This window comes from Rhodococcus sp. P3_B8 (genome assembly GCF_056402775.1).
In genome coordinates this window covers 1-17,529 of the sequence record NZ_JBFUGT010000131.1, presented here as the reverse complement: position 1 = coordinate 17,529, position 17,529 = coordinate 1, and the positions used below count along the sequence as shown (strand labels likewise).

Genomic DNA, 17,529 nt, shown 5'->3' with positions numbered 1-17,529 from the left:
CAAGAACACCACCGCGACCCTCTACTGGCAGGGCGATCGTGTCGTCGTGATGATCGACGACACGACCGTCCGCACTCTTACACTCGACAGGACCACGCGTTACCAGAAACTGTCCTCAAAGTCCTGAGACATATCTGTCCTCCAAGTCCTGAGACATGACACGAGTCCAGAGACTCCTCAACCACTCACGGGCGGCGGAGCCGCCTACAGCTCCGCGCGGACCAGCTTCGCCGCGTCGACGAGGTTGCGCAGCGACGCCTCGACCTCGGCGGGACCGCGGGTCTTCAGGCCGCAGTCGGGGTTGACCCACAGCCGTTCCACCGGCACTGCCTTCAGCGCCTCCCGCAGCGACGCCGCGATCTCCTCGACACCGGGCACCCGCGGCGAGTGGATGTCGTACACGCCTGGGCCGACGCCGAGGTCGAAGCCGACGGCGTTGAGGTCGTCGAGGACCTCCATGTGCGAGCGCGCGGCCTCGATGGAGGTGACGTCGGCGTCGAGCCTCGCGATGGCCTCGATGACCTCACCGAACTCCGAGTAGCAGAGGTGGGTGTGGATCTGCGTCGAGTCCGAGACGCCCGACGTCGCGAGACGGAACGCCCCGACCGACCAGTCGAGGTACGCCGGCTGATCCGCGGCCCGCAGGGGCAGCAGTTCGCGCAGCGCGGGCTCGTCCACCTGGACGATCCGGATGCCCGCGCCCTGCAGGTCCACCGTTTCGTCGCGGATGGCCAGCGCCACCTGGTTGGCGGAGTCGGCCAGCGGCTGGTCGTCGCGCACGAACGACCACGCCAGGATCGTCACCGGACCGGTGAGCATGCCCTTCACCGGACGCTGCGTCAGCGACTGCGCGTACGTGATCCATTCGACGGTCATCGGGTTGCTGCGGCGCACATCGCCGTACAGGATCGGCGGTCGAACGCAGCGGCTGCCGTACGACTGCACCCAGCCGTTGTCCGTCGCGAAGAACCCGTCCAGCTGTTCGGCGAAGTACTGCACCATGTCGTTGCGTTCCGGTTCGCCGTGCACCAGCACGTCGAGGTCCAGAGTCTCCTGCAGCGCAACCACATCCGCGACCTCGGCGCGCATCCGGTTCAGGTACTCGGCCTCGTCGATCTCACCCTTGCGCCGGGCCGCGCGCGCGACGCGGATCTGCGTCGTCTGCGGGTAGGAGCCGATCGTCGTGGTCGGCAGCACCGGAAGCGACAGCGCCGACTGGGCTTCCCGACGTTCCGCCGCGGGACTGCGCCCCGGATCGGACGCGGTGAGCGCGTCCAGCCGGGCACGGACAGTGGCGTCGTGCAGACGTGGGTCGGTGCTGCGGGTGGACGCCGCCGCGCGGGCGAGCGCGAACTCGTCGTCGACGGATTCGCGACCGCTGGTCAGTGCGGTCCCGAGTGTGACGACCTCGCGGACCTTCTCGGTGCCGAACGCCAGCCACGACCGCAGCGCCTTGTCGATGCCGGTCTCCGCGTCGAGCGTGTACGGGACGTGCAGCAGCGAGCATGACGTCGAGACGGCGAGCGAACCGGTGCTGCCCAGCAGGGTGCCGAGCGACGCCAGGGCCGCGTCCAGGTCGGTGCGCCAGATGTTGCGTCCGTCGACGACACCGGCGACGACGTGCTTGCGGGTCAGATCGGGAACCGTGGCGAGGGGGTCGGATCCGGCAACCAGGTCGATCGCGATCCCCTCGACACCGGTCGACGCGATCGCGGGAAGTGCGTCACCGAGGCTGCCGAAGTACGACGCGACGAGGATCGCCGGTCGCGACTCCAGCGCGGACAACCGGTCGTAGGCCCGCTTGGCCGCCGCGATCTCCCCCGGTGTGCGGTCGGCGACCAGCGCGGGTTCGTCGATCTGCACCCAGTCGGCGCCCGCGTCGGCGAGCCGACCGAGCAGGTCCGCATACAGCGGGACGAGTTCGTCGAGGCGGTCGAGGAGGGGTGCATCCGAGCCGACAGCCTTCGACAGCAGCAGGAACGTGACCGGACCCACCACCACCGGGCGGGCCGGAATGTCCAGGGCACGTGCCTCTTCGAGTTCGCGGAGCACCTTCGACGGGTCGAGGGCGAACGTCGTCGTCGGGGAGATCTCCGGCACCAGGTAGTGGTAGTTGGTGTCGAACCACTTGGTCATCTCGAGCGGGGCGACCGTGTCGTTGCCGCGGGCGGCGGCGAAGTAGCGGTCGAGGTCGCTCTCGATGCCGGCGACACGGTCGGGCAGTGCGCCGAGCATCGCCGCGGTGTCCAGCACATGGTCGTAGTACGAGAACGTGTTGACGGGCACGGAGTCGAGGCCGGCGTCGCGCAGGCTCGTCCAGGTCTGACGGCGCAGATCCCGGGCGAGCGCGTCGAGCGCTTCGGCGTCGAGGCGGCCGGCCCAGTACGACTCGACGGCCTTCTTCAGTTCGCGATTCGGACCGATGCGAGGTGAGCCCAGCACGGTCGCGGTGAAAGTGAATGTCACGGTATCTCCAGTTGCGTACGCGGTACGGCCACCGCCGGCACACGGGTACACCTCTCGAGCCCAGGGACGTGCTGCAGCGCGAGAAGGTCTACACGCCCAATCCACGAGGCGGTAACCGTCGGGCACGGCGTGCCCGACACAGTCGGCAGGTCTTCGGACTCACAGGCAGCCGGTGCGACATCGCACCGGACCTAGTGGCCGTCGCTTCCCAGGCGGTTGCCCAGTGCATGGTGACGGCGGTCGTTCCTGCTCACCGCTGCGGGACAGTCCCGGATTCTCACCGGGTTCCCTCTCACACGCGGACTCCGGGGAGTCCGACGTGCTTCGACGCCAGGTGCGGTCTTCGGGGCTCCTCACGACCGTGCCGGGCGAACCAGCTGCACCGGCCAGCATAGGCCTTCGGCCCGTGCGCCTTTTTGGTAGCCCCAACWACCAAAAAGGCGCACGAGCCCGGAGGGCCTACAGCCAGCCGTTCGACTCCGCAGCGCGGACGGCCTCGGCTCGGGTGCTGGCGCCGGTCTTGCCGATCGCCGAGGAGAGGTGATTGCGCACGGTACCTGCGGACAGGAACAGTGCGGCCGCGATGGAGGCGACCGGCGCACCGTCCCGCGCCGCCCGCAGCACGTCCGTCTCCCGGTCGGTGAGCGGCGATTCCCCGCTGACGAGACTGTCGGCGGCGAGCGCGGGGTCGACGACACGCAGTCCGGCATGGACGCGCCGGACGGCGTCGGCGAGCTGCCGGGCCGGGGTGTCCTTCACGACGAACCCCGACGCACCGGCCTGCAGTGCCTTGCGCAGGTACCCGGGACGACCGAACGTCGTCACGATCAGGACGCGGGTCTGCGGCATCTCGGCCCGCAGTGCCGCGGCCGCGGCGATTCCGTCCAGACCGGGCATTTCGACGTCGAGGAGCGCGACGTCGGGGGAGTGCTCGCGCGCCGCCGCGACGACCTCGTCGCCGCGCCCGACCTCCGCGACGACCGTGAGGTCCGCCTCCAGGTCGAGCAGGGCGGCGAGGGCACCGCGGACGAGTGCCTGATCGTCGGCGAGCAGCAGCCGGATCGTCACGAGGCCTCTTCCTTCAGCACGTGCAACGAGAACCCGCCGGGTTGCGGATGAGTGATGACGACCCGGGCTCCGGCGGCGGCGGCGCGCTCCCGAAGGCCCACCAGCCCGTTCCCGTGCACGGATTCACTACACCCGGCGCCGTCGTCGACGACGGTGACCTCGCGTTCGCCCACCGTGACCGAGCAGTACGTTGCGCCGCTGTGCCGGACCACGTTCGTGACACCCTCCCGGACGGTCCACGCGAACAACTCGCGCAGTCCGGTGGGTACCGACTCTGTGCTGTTCGGCAGCTCCGCCTCGATTCCGGCCGACCGCAACGCTTCCCCGGCCCGGGCGATCTCCACCGGAAGCGACAGCCCCCGGATTCCCTGCACGGCCTGCCGGACGTCCGCGAGCGCGTCGCGGGAAAGACGTTCCAGGTCCGCCACTTCGGTGCGGGCCCGGTCGATGTCGATGTCGAGGAGCCGGCCGACGAGTTCGGCCTTGACGGTGATGACGGTGAGGGAGTGCCCCAGGATGTCGTGGAGGTCGCGGGCCATCCGGGTGCGTTCCTCCTGCACTGCGAGCCGTTCGCTCGCTTCCCGTTCCCGGACCAGTTCGATGTTGCGGTTGATCAGCTTGGTCACGCCGAACATCGCGAACGCTGCCGCGCACACGCCCAGCGAGAGCCCGGTGCCCGACCCCCAGTCCAGCACCGTGGAGATCACTTCCACGAGAACTGCGACGGTCAGGGCGGTGATCCCGCCGAGCCACGCGGGGAACAGCATGACCGCGGAGACGGCGAGGAAGACGGCGGCGGACAGCCCCGACGACCCGACGGCGACCACCATGACGGCCGCGAGCCCGAACAGTGCCACCACGAGCGGCGCCGCCTGGTTCAGCGGTGGCCGAAACTCGTTGTGCGCGCGCCGGGTATGCGACCACCGGAACATCGCGAGGTACGTCACCGCGAATGCGAGCGTGGCGATCCACCCGATCCAGCCGCGGACGTGATCGCGGGCGGCCCAGCCGTCGAGGAACGGCTGGAACAGGAAGACCGTCCAGGCGGCGGCGAAAATGAATCCGAAACGGCCCCATCGTCTGGTCACGACGGGGCCGTCGGGGGTGGTCACGGCAGTCACGATACCGCCGTCACACTCGCTCGGTGTCGCGCTGGAACCGCCACGCCGCACCGCCGACGAAGATCGCCAGCCACACCGCGACGTTGAGGAGCCACGTCCACTGCATCGCGTCACCGGTGAGCGGCGCGTGCACCAGCTGACTCAGCCCGTACGTGGGCATGAACTGCGCGATCGACGCCCACACCGAACCGTCCTGCAGCGGCATGAACAGCCCGCCCGCGAAGCTGAGCACGGCGAGCCCGGGGCCGAGGATCTGCATGACGTTCTCGCTCGGCAGCAAGTACCCCATGAACAGGCCGAACGCGGYGAACACTGCGGATCCGAGCCAGGTGATCAGGGCCGTCGTGAACCACAGGGACGTGTCCATGTGGACCGACGTGAACGAGCCCACGAGGTAGACGACGCCGACGGCCCCGAGTCCGAGCATCATCGCGACGAGCACCTTGACGAAGATGTAGACCCCGGGGGACAGGGGGGTGAGCCGCAACTGCCGGCTCCACCCCGACGCCCGTTCCACCGACACCATCGCGCCGCCGCTCGTCGTCGCGATCATCGCGCCGTACAGCGCCATGCTGATCATCACGTACGCCGAGATGTTCCCGTTGCCTGCGCTCTCCCCCGAGTAGCTGGGGTTCAGACCGAAGATGAGGAAGAAGACGACCGGCATGACGAGAGTGATGATCATCGTGCGCCGATTGCGCAGCAGCCGGCGCAGTTCGAGCCCGAGAAGGGTGGTGTTGAGTCCGCCGAGCGGGGGAACGCGGCGGGGTGCGGTGAGGGTGGTCATCAGTTCGATCCTTCCGTGGCGGAGTCGTCGGAGGTGAGTGCGATGAACGCGTCTTCGAGTCCTCGGGAGACGATTTCGAGGTCGCAGGCAGGCGTCTGCGTGAGGAGGTGGCGGGCCACGGCGTCGGTGTCCGTCGAGTGGACGAGGACGCTGTCACCGCGCACCTCGATGCTGTCGGCGCCGGGAATCGCGAACAACTGTTCCCTGTCGGCGCCCGGGAAGTGGGCGCGAACCGTGCGTCCCGCGGCCAGTGCCTTCACCTCGGCGGCGGTGCCGTCGGCCACCACTTTTCCCTTGCGCACCAGCACGATCCGGTCGGCGTAGGCGTCGGCCTCCTCGAGATAGTGCGTCGCGAAGACCACCGTCCGGCCGCTGTCCGCGTCGGCGCGGATCGCCGACCAGAAGTCCCGCCTGCCCTCGACGTCCATGCCGGTGGTCGGCTCGTCGAGGATCAGCAACTCGGGATCGGAGAGCAATGCCATCGCGAACCGTAGTCGCTGCTGCTGACCACCGGAACACTTGCCCACCAACCGGTTTCCGAGATCGGCGATACCGGCCCGGGTGAGGACCTCGTCGACCGGCCGGGTGTCGGCGAACAGGCTCGCGGTGAGCCGGACGGTCTCCTCGACCGTCAGCTCCTTCAGGAGCCCGCCCGTCTGCATGACCGCCGAGACCAGCCCCTTCGCGATCGCGGTGCGCGGATCGGTGCCGAACACGGACACCACGCCGGCTGTGGGGCGGGACAATCCGAGGACCATGTCGACGGTGGTGGTCTTGCCGGCGCCGTTGGGTCCGAGGAACGCGACGATCTCGCCGGGCCGGATCTCGAGGTCCAGCCCCCGGACGGCGTGAACGTCACCGAAGTGCTTGTGGACGCCTCGCAGGCTGACTGCCGGAGCCGGCGACGCGGAGGCCTTCGTGGAGGTTTGGTGCTCTGTCGATGTCATGCATTCAGCGTGCGATCCGGACGGCCGCACACCCCCACACGTCCGTCACGACCTCACCGTGACAAATGTCAGGGGCCCGGGGTAGGTGTGGCGCCGATCGGGGGCAGCCGTTACTGTGGGCGCCATGCAGCGCGCATATTTCTGGTTTAGCAGGCCGGCCCCGGGTGGGCCGGTCGGCGTAACCACGCGCTGACTTCTTCCACCCCAGAGCCGGATTACAGACCGGCTCGCGGGAATCTCCACAGTCTTCGAGGGCCGGCCTGAGAACAGGAACCCGAACCCATGACTGTCACTCTCGACACCACTACCAGCAGTGATCGGCTGGACGACCAGCGCACCGTGAGCATCAGCCCGCTGGTGGCCCCGTCCGTGGTCCGTGCCGAGCATGCCCCCGACGACGTCGCGTCCGCGACCGTCCGCTCCGGCCGCGCCGACACGGTGAACGTGCTGAACGGCGACGACGATCGACTGCTCGTCGTGGTGGGCCCGTGCTCGGTGCACGACCCGGACGCCGCCATGGACTACGCCCGCCGGCTCGCCGCGAAGGCCGAGGAATTGCGCGACGACCTGCACATCGTCATGCGGGTCTACTTCGAGAAGCCGCGCACCACGCTCGGCTGGAAGGGTCTGCTCAACGACCCGCACCTCGACGGAACGTTCGACATCGACACCGGGATCCGCATGGGCCGCAAGCTGCTGCTCGACGTGTCCTCGCTCGGCCTGCCGGTCGGCTGCGAGTTCCTCGACCCGATCATGCCGCAGTACATCGCGGACCTCGTCACGTACGGCGCGATCGGTGCCCGCACCGCCGCCAGCCAGGTGCACCGCCAGCTGTGCAGCGCGCTGTCGATGCCGGTCGGGATCAAGAACTCGACGGAGGGCGACGTGCAGGTGGCGGTCGACGGCACCCGCGCCGCCGCGGCGAGCCACGTGTTCCCCGGCACCGACCTCGACGGGCAGGCCGCGCTGATCCGCACGGTCGGCAACCCCGACTGCCACGTCATCCTCCGCGGCGGCAGCGACGGACCGAACTACGACGCGGAGACGGTGGCGGACACGCTCGCCCGGCTGCGCAAGGGCGGTCTGTCGGAGCGGGTCGTCATCGACGCCAGCCACGGCAACAGCAGCAAGAACCACGAGAAGCAGGTCGACGTGCTGAACGACATCGCGGCCCGGCTCGAGGAGGGAGAGAAGGGGATCGTCGGTGTGATGGTGGAGAGCTTCATCGAAGCCGGTCGTCAGGACCTCACCCTCGGAAAGGCCGAGGACCTCACGTACGGCCAGTCCATCACCGACGCGTGCATCGACTGGAACACGACGGCGGCGCAGCTGGACCGCCTCGCCCAGGCAGTGGCCGCACGTCGGAAGTGATCACCGCACGCCTCTCGTGCGGAACTGCACGCTGATCCGCGGTCCGAGCGGGCGGGTGCTCTTCGGTACGCAATGCTCCCAGGTGCGCTGGCAGGAACCACCCATCACCAGCAGGTCGCCGTGGCCGAGCGAGTACCGGATCGAGTGCCCGCCGCCGCGCGGACGCAGCAGCAGCGGACGCGCGGCGCCGAGCGAGAGGATCGCGACCATGGTGTCTTCGGTGCGGCTCCGGCCGGTGTCGTCGCCGTGCCAGGCGACGCTGTCGGAACCGTCGCGGTAGAAGCACAGCCCGGAGGTGGCGAACTTCTCGCCCAATTCGGGTAGGTAGTGCCTGCTCAGGGCGTCGCGTGCCGCGACCAGCAGCGGGTCGGGGAGCCGCTCACCCTCCGGGTAGAACCGGACGAGGCGCGGGACGTCGACCACCCGGTCGTACATCTGGCGCCGCTCCGCCTTCCACGGCACCGTCTCCGCGAGGGTCGTGAACAGCTCGTCGGAACCGGTCAGCCACCCCGGACGCACGTCGACCCACGCTCCCGCCGTGAGTGTGCGACGCTGCACCGTCGACCCGAGCGCGCCCAGCTCGACACCGAACGATGCGTCGTCGAACAGTGAAGCCTGGAGCGCATACCGCGCATCCGCGGAAGTCATGCCGCCATGCTACCCGATTTTCGAACGTATGTTCACACGATTTTTCTCGAGGCGGCAGTCGCCACTCAGACGCACCCCTTCTTGGTTCGCGCACTCCTTTTCGGGCCCTGGAAGGGGTGCGGCTGCGAAGAAGGGGTGCGTCTGCACGGAAGCCCGGGGAACGGCGGCGGTTATTACCGCGGCACCGCCGGCTCGCGGTCGTCGCCGGTGTCGACGGTCGTCTTCTGCCTGCTCGGCCACCAGAAGGCGCGACGTTCGAGTGCCGACAGGCTCGGTACCAGCATCGGGGCCATCGCGAAGGCGGCGATGGCGACGCCGATCGCGACGCCGAAGCCGAGTTCGGCGAGGTTGGCCAGTCCGGTGAGGGTGAGGGAAGCGAAGGTCAGTGCCAGGATCAGACCGGCGGCGGCGACGGTGGGGGCGTCGTTGGAGACGGCGATCCGCGCGGACTCACGCGGGGTGTACCCGTTGCGGAATTCCTCGCGCAGTCGCGAGGCCAGCAGGATGTTGTAGTCGGTGCCGATCGCGACGACGAACAGGTAGAGCACGATCGGAATCGAGAAGTCGATCCCGTCGTAGCCGAGGCCGTGCAGGAACAGGAGCACCACGGCGCCGAGTGTGGCGACGAACGTGAGTGCCACGCACACCAGCAGGTTGAGCGGGGCCAGCACGGCGAGCAGCAGCAGGGCGAGAATCAGCGCGATCGCGACTGCGGCGACGGGGAACACGAGGCGCGTATCCGCCGCGAGTTGCGCGCGGACGTCGACGAACGTGGACGTCTGCCCTCCCACAACGACTTCCGAGCCGGGGACCGCGCCGTGGGCGGCGTCGCGGATCGGTCCCTCGACGAGGTCGAGGGACGCGTTCGAGTACGGGTCGTCGGCGAGTACGACGTTGACGAGCGCGGCGCGACCGTCCTGACTGGGTCGCGGCGGGGCGACCGAGGACACGCCCGGCACCTGTGTCAGAGCGGTGACGAGCGGGGTCAGCGACGCGGGATCGAGCGGCCCGGGAGCCACGACGTACACCTGGGTCGGGCTCAGCGCACCCGCGGGGAAGGATTGATCGAGGGTGTCGAAGGCCTGCTGTGACGGCGTGTCGGAGGGCAGTTCCCCCAGCGTGTTGTACGTCGACTTGTAGCCGGACACGAAGGAGGCGAGCGCGATCAACACGACGCCGATCGCGATGGCGAACACGGCTGGGCGGTGCCCGATCGCGGCGCCGATCGACGCGAACGGGGTGTGAGGGCTGTCGTGCCCCGGTCCGAGCGGCCAAAACAGGTGGCGTCCCAGCACGGTGAACACGGCGGGGATGAGCGTCAACGCCGTCACCAGCATGAGGGCCACGGCGACGATGAGTCCCGGCGCGAGCGTGGTGAGCGAGCCGAGTTTCGCCAGCAGCAGGGCGGCGAACGCGACGATGACCGTGAGCGCCGACGACGCCACGACGCGCCCGACGACGTCGGTGGAGAACACGAGGGCTTCTCGATGCATGTCGGTGGTGGACCCAGCCGCGGCCTGCTGCCGGAGACGTTCGCGATAGCGGAACAACAGGAAGACGATGTAGTCGGTGCCGACACCGAAGAGGACGACCACGAGGATGGATTGCAGCGACGTGCTGACCTGGAAGTCGAACAGATCGGCGAGCACGGCGGTCAGTCCGGTGACCACCGACAGCACCACGCCGATCACGAGAACCGGCAGGACGGCGATGACGGGGCTGCGGAAGATCAGGCCGAGCAGGGCGAGGATGACGATCACCGTGGCGATCGTGATGACCTTGTCGGCGTTGTCGTAGGCGGCGGTGGTGTCGACCTGAATGGCCGCGTTCCCGGTCAGCCCGCTCACGAGGCCGGTGCCGTTCAGTTGCTGCTCTGCGTCGCCCCGGATGACCGGCACGGCGTCGTTGACCTGGTCGTCGCCGGGTTGTCCGTCGAACACCACCTGCAGTGCGGCAGCCTTCCCGTCGGCGGACAGCGACGCAGGCGACCCTTGCACGCTCACCACCCCTGGGATCGCCGAATTCTGCAGCGAGGTCGCGAGATTCAGTGCCGTCTGCTGGTCGGCGGGTGAGAGAGGGGCGGCGTCGGCACGGACCACCACCAGGCTGCCGGTGGCACCGGACAGGCTCGGGAAGTATTCGTTGCCGACGGCCTGCGCCTCGGAGGACTCGAAAGTGCTGGGCAGGAACGTCTGCTGGTTACCGGTGGTGTAGTCGTCGAGACTCGGTGCGAACAGGATGACGGCTATTGCGGCGACTACCCAGGTCGCGATGACCTGCCACGGGTGTGCGACGACGGTGCGCGCGATGTAGGCAAACATCATTCCCCGTTCCGGGAGATGAAGGTTCGGCCGGCGCCCGGCCGGGCGGTCGAACCGTGCCAAGCCATCGTCGCATGCAGGGCGGCGCGAAGGCTATGGGTTTCACGGCATCGACAGACCGCGGCCCCGCTCCGACATCAGGGAGCGGGGCCGCGGTACGTCATGGTGCTCGTTACCGCAAGGGGGTGAAATCCCGGCTGCCGAGGTAGTCGGGGCGCGGCGCGGGCGCCGAGAACGGATCCGTCAGGGTGTTCTCGACACTGTTGAACACGATGAAGAGGTTGGACCGCGCGAACGGCGTGATGTTGCCGTTCGACCCGTGCATGCAGTTGGAATCGAACACGGTGGCGGAGCCGGCCGGTCCGGTCATCGTGGCGATGCCGTACTCGTTCGCCATCCGGGTGAGCGTCGGCTGATCGGGCGACCCGGTGGGGGGAACGTAGCTGACCAGCGATTCCTTGTAGTAGTCCTCGGGGGTCTCGCCGGCGCAGGAGACGAACGCGCGGTGCGATCCGGGCATGATCATCAGCCCGCCGTTGTGCCCGTAGTTCTCGGTGAGCGCGATCGAGATACTCGCGGCGCGAGGAGTGGGCATGCCGTCCTCGGCGTGCCAGGTCTCGAAGTCGGAGTGCCAGTAGAACGGGCCGCCGGTGAAACCGGGCTTGAAATTGAGTCGCGACTGGTGGACGTAGACGTCCGAACCGAGGATCTGCCGGGCGATACCCACCACCTCGGGGCGGCGGATGATCTCGTCGACGACGTCGCTGAGGCGGTGGACGTCGAACACGGAACGGACGGCGCCGTCGCCGTTCTCCCGTACGACGCGGTCGTCGCCGCGCAGCGTGTCGGTCTCGGCGAGGCGGGTCATCTCGTCGACCAGGTTGAACACGTCGCGTGGTGGGATGATCGACTCGGCGGAGTGATACCCGCGTGCGTCGTAGACGGCAATCTGATTCGCGGTGAGCGGACCGGAGCGGGTATCACCCCGTTTCCCGTCCGACCAGGTGACCGGATCCTGGCGGACGGTCATCGTGCACTCGTTGCGGTCCCTCGTGGGGTAGTTGTCGGCTACGGCCGTACGCATAACTCGTGTTTCACCCTTTCGGATTGGACAACGCTTTACTCTTCCGACGTTCCCACTGGTCGTCGACGAATGCAACCCGGACACAGGTCCACCGAGGCCGGACTGGACCGCGACGGCGCGGCGCCGCGGTGGGATCGTCACGGGCATGATCGATTCGGCGGCGGTACTCGGAGTGGCGGCGATCGCCCTCGGCATGGTTCTCACACCGGGACCCAACATGGTGTATCTGGTCTCGCGCAGCATCACTCAGGGCAGGGCGGCGGGACTGGTCTCGCTGGCCGGTGTCGCTCTCGGATTCCTGTGCTATCTGGCTGCTGCGACACTGGGCATTTCGGCGGTGTTCTCCGCCGTCCCGCAGGCCTACACCGCGCTGAAGCTGGCGGGCGCGTGCTATCTGGGCTGGCTGGCCTGGAAGGCGTTGCGGCCCGGGGGGCACACGCCGTTCGCTCCGTCCCGGGCGCTGCCCCGGGATTCGTCCGCCCGGCTGTTCCTGATGGGACTCACGACCAACCTGCTCAATCCGAAGATCGCGGTGATGTACCTGGCGCTGATCCCGCAGTTCGTCCACCCCGGCGCCGGGCCCGTGTGGTTGCAGAGCCTGCTGCTGGGCACCGTGCAGATCGTGGTGGCGCTCACGGTGAACGCGTTGATCGTCTGCGTCGCAGGAACTCTCGCGGCGTTCCTGTCCGGACGCCCGGTGTGGCTGCGTGTGCAGAAGTTCGTGATGGGAAGCGTCCTCGGCGGCCTCGCCGTTCACCTCGCCCTCGACCGGACGCGGCCCGCGACGATCTGAATCGGCAGTGGCCTGAATCATGCACACCTGAGCATGTTTCGCGGGTACCGTCGGAAGCGATGACGACGAAGGGGCGAGAGATGACCGGGACCATGCGGGCGCAGCGATTCCACGCGGACACGAAAACCATTGCTGTGGAGGATATTCCGATTCCGGACCCCGGTCCCGGTGAAGTGCTCGTCAAAGTGGAGTTCTGCGGCATCTGCCATTCCGACCTGAGTCTGATCGACGGCACGTTCCCCGCGCTGCTGCCCGAGGTGACCCAGGGGCACGAAGCGTCGGGCACCATTGCGAAACTCGGTGCCGGAGTATCCGGCTGGTCCGAGGGAGACCGCGTCGTGCCGTCCGCGGGCAGGCCCTGCTTCGGGTGCCGAAACTGCCGCCGCGGGGACCTCACGAACTGCCTGAACATCCAGCTCATGGCGTTCGCCTACGACGGCGCCTGGGCCGAGTACACGGTGGCGCAGGCCGGGGGACTGACCCGTATCCCGGACAACGTTCCTTTCGAACAGGCGGCCATCCTCGCCGACGCGGTGTCGACGCCGTTCGGCGCGGTCGTGCGCACCGGCAAGGTGGTGGTCGGGGAGACCGTCGGAGTGTGGGGTGTGGGCGGAGTCGGCACCCACATCGTGCAGCTGGCACGTCTGGTCGGCGCTGTCCCGGTGATCGCGTTCGACATCAATCCCACTGTGCGGGAACGTGCCCTGGAGCTCGGGGCCGATTACGCGTTCGACTCCCGGGACGAGAACCTGAAGGAGAAGGTCGCCGAGGCGACGGGCGGCCGGATGCTGGACGTCGCGTTCGACGCGGCCGGACTGAAGGTGACGTTCGAGCAGGCACTCGACTGCCTGACGGTCGGTGGCCGACTCGTCGCGGTCGGGCTGAGCGCGCAGGAGGCATCGGTGGGAACCACCGCACAGTTCGGGCTGTCCCAGAAGCAGGTGCTCGGCCACCTCGGCTACAAGAACGTGGACATCGAAACCCTCGCCGAACTGGTGTCCCGTGGCCGGCTCGACCTGTCGCGGTCGATCAGCGAGATCGTCCCGCTCGAGGACGTCGCGAAGGGCATCGAGAAACTCGCGAACCACGAGGGTGATCCCATCCGGATCCTCGTCAAACCCTGAAACCGGCAGGTGCCGGGATTCGGCTGGCCGGGACCTGTCGGTGCCCCGCTGTACCGTCGGGCCATGGGATATGAATTTCAAGTCACAGTGGACTCGGAGAACCCGCATACCCTGGCCAAATGGTGGGCGCAGGCGCTCGGCTGGGAGGTGGAGCCGAGCAACGAGGAGTTCATCCGCGGGCTCGTCGAGGCCGGCCACGCGCAGGAGTCCGACACCATGGAGTTCGAGGGTGTCCTGGTCTGGCGGGAGGGTCAGGCGATCCGCGATCCGGAACACCCGGAGCGCCCGCGTGTGCTGTTCCAGCTGGTTCCCGAACGGAAGACGGTGAAGAACCGGCTCCACCTGGACATCAGGGTCGGGGACGCCCGCTACGAGGTCGCCGAGAAGCTGGAGCAGTCCGGCGCCACCGTGCTCCACCGCGGCCGGCAGGGGCCGAGCGAGTGGGTCACGATGGCAGACCCCGAGGGCAACGAGTTCTGCGTCAGCTGACGCGCTGTCACGCTCCGCGGTAGGAACTCGGGGTGCTGCCGGTCCAGCGTTTGAAGGCGCGACGGAACGCACTGGGCTCGGAGAAGCCGAGCCGCGCCGACAGGTCCTCCACGGTCTCGCCGCGTCGGAGCCCGGCCACGGCGGCGTCGCGGAGCACTTCCTCGCGCAGCTGATTCAACGACGTCCCCTCCTGCCGGAGCAGGCGGCGCAGGTGGGGGACGCTGATCGACAGCATCTCCGCGATGTCCTCGGCCGTCGACGTCCGGCCTTTCATGCCCAGCTCGAGGACCCGGCGCACCTGCGCCGACGCCGTGCTGTCGTAGTCACGCTCCGACATCAGCAGCGTCGGTGACTCTCGGAGGTAGTCCTCGAGCGTCTCCTCGGTCTGGATGATGGGCGCCCGCATCACCGCGTTGTCGAATTCGACTGCGGGAATATCGGAATCGAAAGTCACGGGGACGCCGAAGATGTGATCGTAGTTCTCGGCGAGCTGCGGCAGCGGCGCCGGATACGGCAGTTCCACCGCCAGCAACCGGACCCTCTTGCCCACGAGCCACGCCGCGAAACGATGAAGCAGGATCAGCAGGAAATCGGTGGTCACCCGCGTCGCCTCGAGCGACGACTGCACGTCCTCGGTGGACCGTTCGGCCGCGGCCGGGCGGATGTCGATGGTCATCCGGGTTCCGCCGTTGATACCGGGACCGATGTGCAGGGCGGGAAGTGACGGCAGGGCGCGCAGGATGTCGGCCATCCGGTCGAGGGCGGCGGACAGGTCCGCGGTGTGGATCAGGGCGAGGCAGACGAGCCGAAACGTGCCGCGGGGGACCGGGGCCGGCCCGAGGCCGAACAATTCGTCGCCCGTGATCTGCCAGACCGCCTGGGTGAACGCGGTGACCTGGGTGGGCGTCAACCGGGCCAGCGGATCCTCCAGCGACGCCGCCGTGATTCCCGCCGCCGACAGCGCGGGGGAGAGATCGACCCCACTGCGCGCCGACAGTTCGAGCGACCGCCGCACGAAGTCGGCGGGGATGGTGCGGGCAGTCACGATCCGGGCTCCCCGAGGGTCCGGAGCCGCCGCGCCGCCTCCTCGAGCACGTGGTCCTGCTTGCAGAACGCGAACCGCACCAGCGGGTTCCACGGCTGCGGATGGTCGGTGAACACGCTGACCGGCACCGCGGCCACGCCGATGCGCTCCGGAAGCCTGCGGCAGAAGTCGATGCCGTCGCGTTCACCGATCGCGGTGATGTCGGCGCACAGGTAGTACGTGCCGCCGCCCGAATGGACCTCCAGACCGGACGCGACGAGAGCGTCGTACAGCACGTCCCGCTTGGCCTGGAGACTGTCCCGCAGCTCTTTCACCCACTGCTGCTCGTGGCTCAGCGCATGCGCCACGGCGGGCTGGAACGGTCCGCCGCCGACGAACGACATGTACTGCTTCGCGGTCCGGACGGCGTCGATCAGTTCCGCCGGACCGCACGCCCAGCCGATCTTCCAGCCGGTGACGTTGAACGTCTTGGCGGCGCTCGACACCGAGACGGTCCGTTCGTACATTCCCGGCAGAGTGGCCAGGGCGGTGTGCGTCCGGCCGTCGAACACCAGGTGCTCGTACACCTCGTCGCTGAGAACCAGCAGGTCGTGCTCGCACGCCAGCTCCGCGACGGCGGCGATCTCCTCCGGGGTGAACACGGTGCCGGTCGGATTGTGCGGGGTGTTGATCACCAGCATCCGGGTCTTCGGCGTGATCGCGGCCCGCAGAGCGTCGAGGTCGACGACGAACTTCGTGCCGGAGCGGGCGAGCGGCACACTGCGGCGTACCGCCCCCGCCAGCGCGACAGACGCCGCGTAGGAGTCGTAGTACGGCTCGATCAGCACCACTTCCTCACCCGGTTCGACCAGCCCCAGAATGGCGKCGCTGATGGCCTCGGTGGCGCCGACGGTGACCAGCACCTCCGAGTCGGGGTCGTGGTCGAGCCCGTACCGGGCCAGGCGGTCGGCCGCGACCGCCTGGCGGAGCACGGGCATGCCGGGGCCGGGCGGGTACTGGTTGAGCCCGTCCGCGATGGCTCGGCGCGCGGCGTCGAGCATGGACGCGGGACCGTCGGTGTCGGGGAAACCCTGACCGAGGTTGATGGCGTCGTGGCGCACGGCGAGCGCGGTCATCTCGGCAAAGATGGTGGACGCGAACGGCTGCAAGCGCTGGACGGTGCGGTTGCGCGGCGTTGCGGGCATTACTGCAGCGTAGTCGGTGTGACGGCGAGGGTTGCACACGGCCGCGTCACGTTCTGCAGGGCTGTCTCGTCTTCTCTGTAGACGGCGCGCGAAGGGCGCCCGGTGACGATGGAGGACGCAATGCCCCGCATTCCCGCAGTGGCCCCGGCGGACGCGAGCCCGCTGGTGAAGGTCGCCTACAAATATGCTGCCCACAAGTTCGACGAGGTACCCGAACCGTTCACCGTGCTCGCCCATCACCGCAAGCTGTTCGTCGCGTCGGCCCGGCACGAGCTGGCGGTGCAGAAGGCGTCGACCGTGCTTCCCGCGAACGTGCGGGAGATCGCCGTCTACCGCGTGGCGTGGACGATCGGCTGCTCGTGGTGCGTGGACTTCGGCACGATGCTGCAACGCCTCGACGGCCTGGACGTGGAGCGGCTCCAGCACATCGCCGACTACGCCGACTCGCCCGCGTACAGCGAGGACGAGCGCGCGGCCATCGCATACGCCGACGCGATGACGGCGACGCCCACCACGGTCACCGACGAACAGGTGGCGGACCTCGAGCGCCGGTTCGGCCGGGCCGGTGTCGTCGAACTGTCCTACCAGATCGGCATCGAGAACATGCGCGCCCGGATGTACTCGGCGCTGGGCATCACGGAACAGGGTTTCGGCACCGATTCGTGCCGGGTGCCGTGGGCCGACGATGCGGCGGTCACGAAGAATGGTCCGGCAGCCTGATCCCGCCGAACTTCTCCGGATTGGCGATGTCGTACGCCGCGTAGACGAGTCCGTCCCGGACGGTGAACCCACCCACTCGCGGCGGCGAGCTGCGGTGGGCATCGTCGCCGGTGAGTGCGGCACTGAAGAAGCCCAGCTGGCCGTTGACCAGGACCGGCTGCATGACGGTGAACACCGCCGGCCCGTACCGCTTGATGAGGCCGAGGAAGAAGCGGGCGAACTTGTCCGCGCCGTGGATGACGTTGACGGCGGTGCTCGTGGTGCCGTTGGCGTCGCCGATGACGAGGGCGTCCGGGTGCAGCGCCGCGATCACCGCGTCGAGGTCGCCGGCGGCGAGTGCTTCGAGCAGTCGCTGCACGGC

16 protein-coding genes and 1 riboswitch are annotated in these 17,529 nt (G+C 68.5%); of the genes, 5 read left to right on the top strand and 11 right to left on the bottom strand.

Annotation, left to right across the window (positions count from 1 at the left end; all coding sequences use genetic code 11):
• Positions 1-204 precede the first annotated feature (204 nt).
• The 5 genes from metE to AC1D1G_RS28205 all read right to left on the bottom strand — a co-directional run bounded on the left by metE (position 205) and on the right by AC1D1G_RS28205 (position 6,389).
• Positions 205-2,466 (bottom strand): 5-methyltetrahydropteroyltriglutamate--homocysteine S-methyltransferase, encoded by a 2,262-nt coding sequence (gene metE, locus AC1D1G_RS28225; protein WP_477954595.1) that lies wholly within the window; start codon positions 2,464-2,466, stop codon positions 205-207.
• A gap of 127 nt (positions 2,467-2,593) precedes the next feature.
• Positions 2,594-2,804, bottom strand: a riboswitch (cobalamin riboswitch).
• A gap of 121 nt (positions 2,805-2,925) precedes the next feature.
• Positions 2,926-3,534 (bottom strand): response regulator transcription factor, encoded by a 609-nt coding sequence (locus tag AC1D1G_RS28220; protein WP_061043544.1) that lies wholly within the window; start codon positions 3,532-3,534, stop codon positions 2,926-2,928.
• Positions 3,531-4,646 (bottom strand): sensor histidine kinase, encoded by a 1,116-nt coding sequence (locus tag AC1D1G_RS28215; RefSeq protein ID WP_477954593.1) that lies wholly within the window; start codon positions 4,644-4,646, stop codon positions 3,531-3,533. The genes AC1D1G_RS28220 and AC1D1G_RS28215 overlap by 4 nt, the downstream gene beginning before the upstream one ends.
• Positions 4,647-4,665: 19 nt before the next feature.
• Complete coding sequence (locus AC1D1G_RS28210) at positions 4,666-5,442, bottom strand: ABC transporter permease (protein ID WP_477954591.1); 777 nt, start codon at positions 5,440-5,442, stop codon at positions 4,666-4,668.
• The gene (locus tag AC1D1G_RS28205) at positions 5,442-6,389 is read right to left on the bottom strand and encodes an ABC transporter ATP-binding protein (protein ID WP_477954589.1); all 948 of its coding nucleotides are present in this window, start codon (positions 6,387-6,389) and stop codon (positions 5,442-5,444) included. Before AC1D1G_RS28205 ends, AC1D1G_RS28210 begins: the two co-directional genes overlap by 1 nt.
• A 282-nt stretch (positions 6,390-6,671) precedes the next feature.
• Here AC1D1G_RS28205 and AC1D1G_RS28200 point away from each other — a divergent pair, with 282 nt between their 5' ends.
• Entirely contained in the window at positions 6,672-7,760 is a 1,089-nt protein-coding gene (locus tag AC1D1G_RS28200; protein ID WP_283330709.1) for a 3-deoxy-7-phosphoheptulonate synthase, read from the top strand.
• Here AC1D1G_RS28200 and AC1D1G_RS28195 read toward each other — a convergent pair whose 3' ends face one another.
• The 3 genes from AC1D1G_RS28195 to thpD all read right to left on the bottom strand — a co-directional run bounded on the left by AC1D1G_RS28195 (position 7,761) and on the right by thpD (position 11,813).
• Positions 7,761-8,408, bottom strand: coding sequence for an alpha-ketoglutarate-dependent dioxygenase AlkB (locus AC1D1G_RS28195; protein WP_280778648.1), 648 nt, complete (start codon positions 8,406-8,408; stop codon positions 7,761-7,763).
• Between the two features lie 173 nt (positions 8,409-8,581).
• Complete coding sequence (locus tag AC1D1G_RS28190) at positions 8,582-10,732, bottom strand: MMPL family transporter (RefSeq protein WP_477954587.1); 2,151 nt, start codon at positions 10,730-10,732, stop codon at positions 8,582-8,584.
• 169 nt (positions 10,733-10,901) lie between these two features.
• Positions 10,902-11,813, bottom strand: coding sequence for an ectoine hydroxylase (gene thpD / locus AC1D1G_RS28185; protein ID WP_477954585.1), 912 nt, complete (start codon positions 11,811-11,813; stop codon positions 10,902-10,904).
• Positions 11,814-11,958: 145 nt separating this feature from the next.
• Between thpD and AC1D1G_RS28180 the strand changes: the two genes are divergently transcribed.
• The 3 genes from AC1D1G_RS28180 to AC1D1G_RS28170 all read left to right on the top strand — a co-directional run bounded on the left by AC1D1G_RS28180 (position 11,959) and on the right by AC1D1G_RS28170 (position 14,219).
• Positions 11,959-12,606: a LysE family translocator gene (locus AC1D1G_RS28180; RefSeq protein WP_054247098.1), complete on the top strand. Its 648-nt coding sequence runs from the start codon at positions 11,959-11,961 to the stop codon at positions 12,604-12,606.
• Between the two features lie 80 nt (positions 12,607-12,686).
• Complete coding sequence (locus AC1D1G_RS28175; RefSeq protein WP_477954584.1) at positions 12,687-13,730, top strand: zinc-binding dehydrogenase; 1,044 nt, start codon at positions 12,687-12,689, stop codon at positions 13,728-13,730.
• 63 nt (positions 13,731-13,793) lie between these two features.
• Positions 13,794-14,219 carry a VOC family protein gene (locus tag AC1D1G_RS28170; protein WP_280778644.1) on the top strand — a complete coding sequence of 142 codons (426 nt, stop codon included), beginning with the start codon at positions 13,794-13,796 and terminating at the stop codon, positions 14,217-14,219.
• Positions 14,220-14,226: 7 nt separating this feature from the next.
• Here AC1D1G_RS28170 and AC1D1G_RS28165 read toward each other — a convergent pair whose 3' ends face one another.
• Positions 14,227-15,264, bottom strand: coding sequence for an AraC family transcriptional regulator (locus AC1D1G_RS28165; RefSeq protein ID WP_477954583.1), 1,038 nt, complete (start codon positions 15,262-15,264; stop codon positions 14,227-14,229).
• A complete protein-coding gene (locus tag AC1D1G_RS28160; RefSeq protein WP_477954582.1) occupies positions 15,261-16,448 on the bottom strand; it encodes a pyridoxal phosphate-dependent aminotransferase in 1,188 nt (395 codons plus the stop codon). Before AC1D1G_RS28160 ends, AC1D1G_RS28165 begins: the two co-directional genes overlap by 4 nt.
• 120 nt (positions 16,449-16,568) lie before the next feature.
• On the opposite strand from AC1D1G_RS28160, the gene AC1D1G_RS28155 reads away from it, so the two are divergent.
• Positions 16,569-17,168 (top strand): carboxymuconolactone decarboxylase family protein, encoded by a 600-nt coding sequence (locus AC1D1G_RS28155; protein WP_054247119.1) that lies wholly within the window; start codon positions 16,569-16,571, stop codon positions 17,166-17,168.
• On the opposite strand, the gene AC1D1G_RS28150 is transcribed toward AC1D1G_RS28155, so the two are convergent.
• The coding region (locus tag AC1D1G_RS28150; protein ID WP_477954581.1) for a nuclear transport factor 2 family protein at positions 17,143-17,529 on the bottom strand (387 nt) is incomplete at its 5' end. The genes AC1D1G_RS28155 and AC1D1G_RS28150 overlap by 26 nt on opposite strands.

What these genes read in the sequence shown, in the direction of transcription:
- AC1D1G_RS28200 (WP_283330709.1), top strand. Translation starts at nt 6,672, where the DNA reads ATGACTGTCACTCTCGACACCACTACCAGCAGTGATCGGCTGGACGAC.
- AC1D1G_RS28205 (WP_477954589.1), bottom strand. Translation starts at nt 6,389, where the DNA reads ATGACATCGACAGAGCACCAAACCTCCACGAAGGCCTCCGCGTCGCCG.
- AC1D1G_RS28170 (WP_280778644.1), top strand. Translation starts at nt 13,794, where the DNA reads ATGGGATATGAATTTCAAGTCACAGTGGACTCGGAGAACCCGCATACC.
- AC1D1G_RS28175 (WP_477954584.1), top strand. Translation starts at nt 12,687, where the DNA reads ATGACCGGGACCATGCGGGCGCAGCGATTCCACGCGGACACGAAAACC.
- AC1D1G_RS28180 (WP_054247098.1), top strand. Translation starts at nt 11,959, where the DNA reads ATGATCGATTCGGCGGCGGTACTCGGAGTGGCGGCGATCGCCCTCGGC.
- AC1D1G_RS28195 (WP_280778648.1), bottom strand. Translation starts at nt 8,408, where the DNA reads ATGACTTCCGCGGATGCGCGGTATGCGCTCCAGGCTTCACTGTTCGAC.
- AC1D1G_RS28155 (WP_054247119.1), top strand. Translation starts at nt 16,569, where the DNA reads ATGCCCCGCATTCCCGCAGTGGCCCCGGCGGACGCGAGCCCGCTGGTG.
- thpD (WP_477954585.1), bottom strand. Translation starts at nt 11,813, where the DNA reads ATGCGTACGGCCGTAGCCGACAACTACCCCACGAGGGACCGCAACGAG.
- AC1D1G_RS28190 (WP_477954587.1), bottom strand. Translation starts at nt 10,732, where the DNA reads ATGATGTTTGCCTACATCGCGCGCACCGTCGTCGCACACCCGTGGCAG.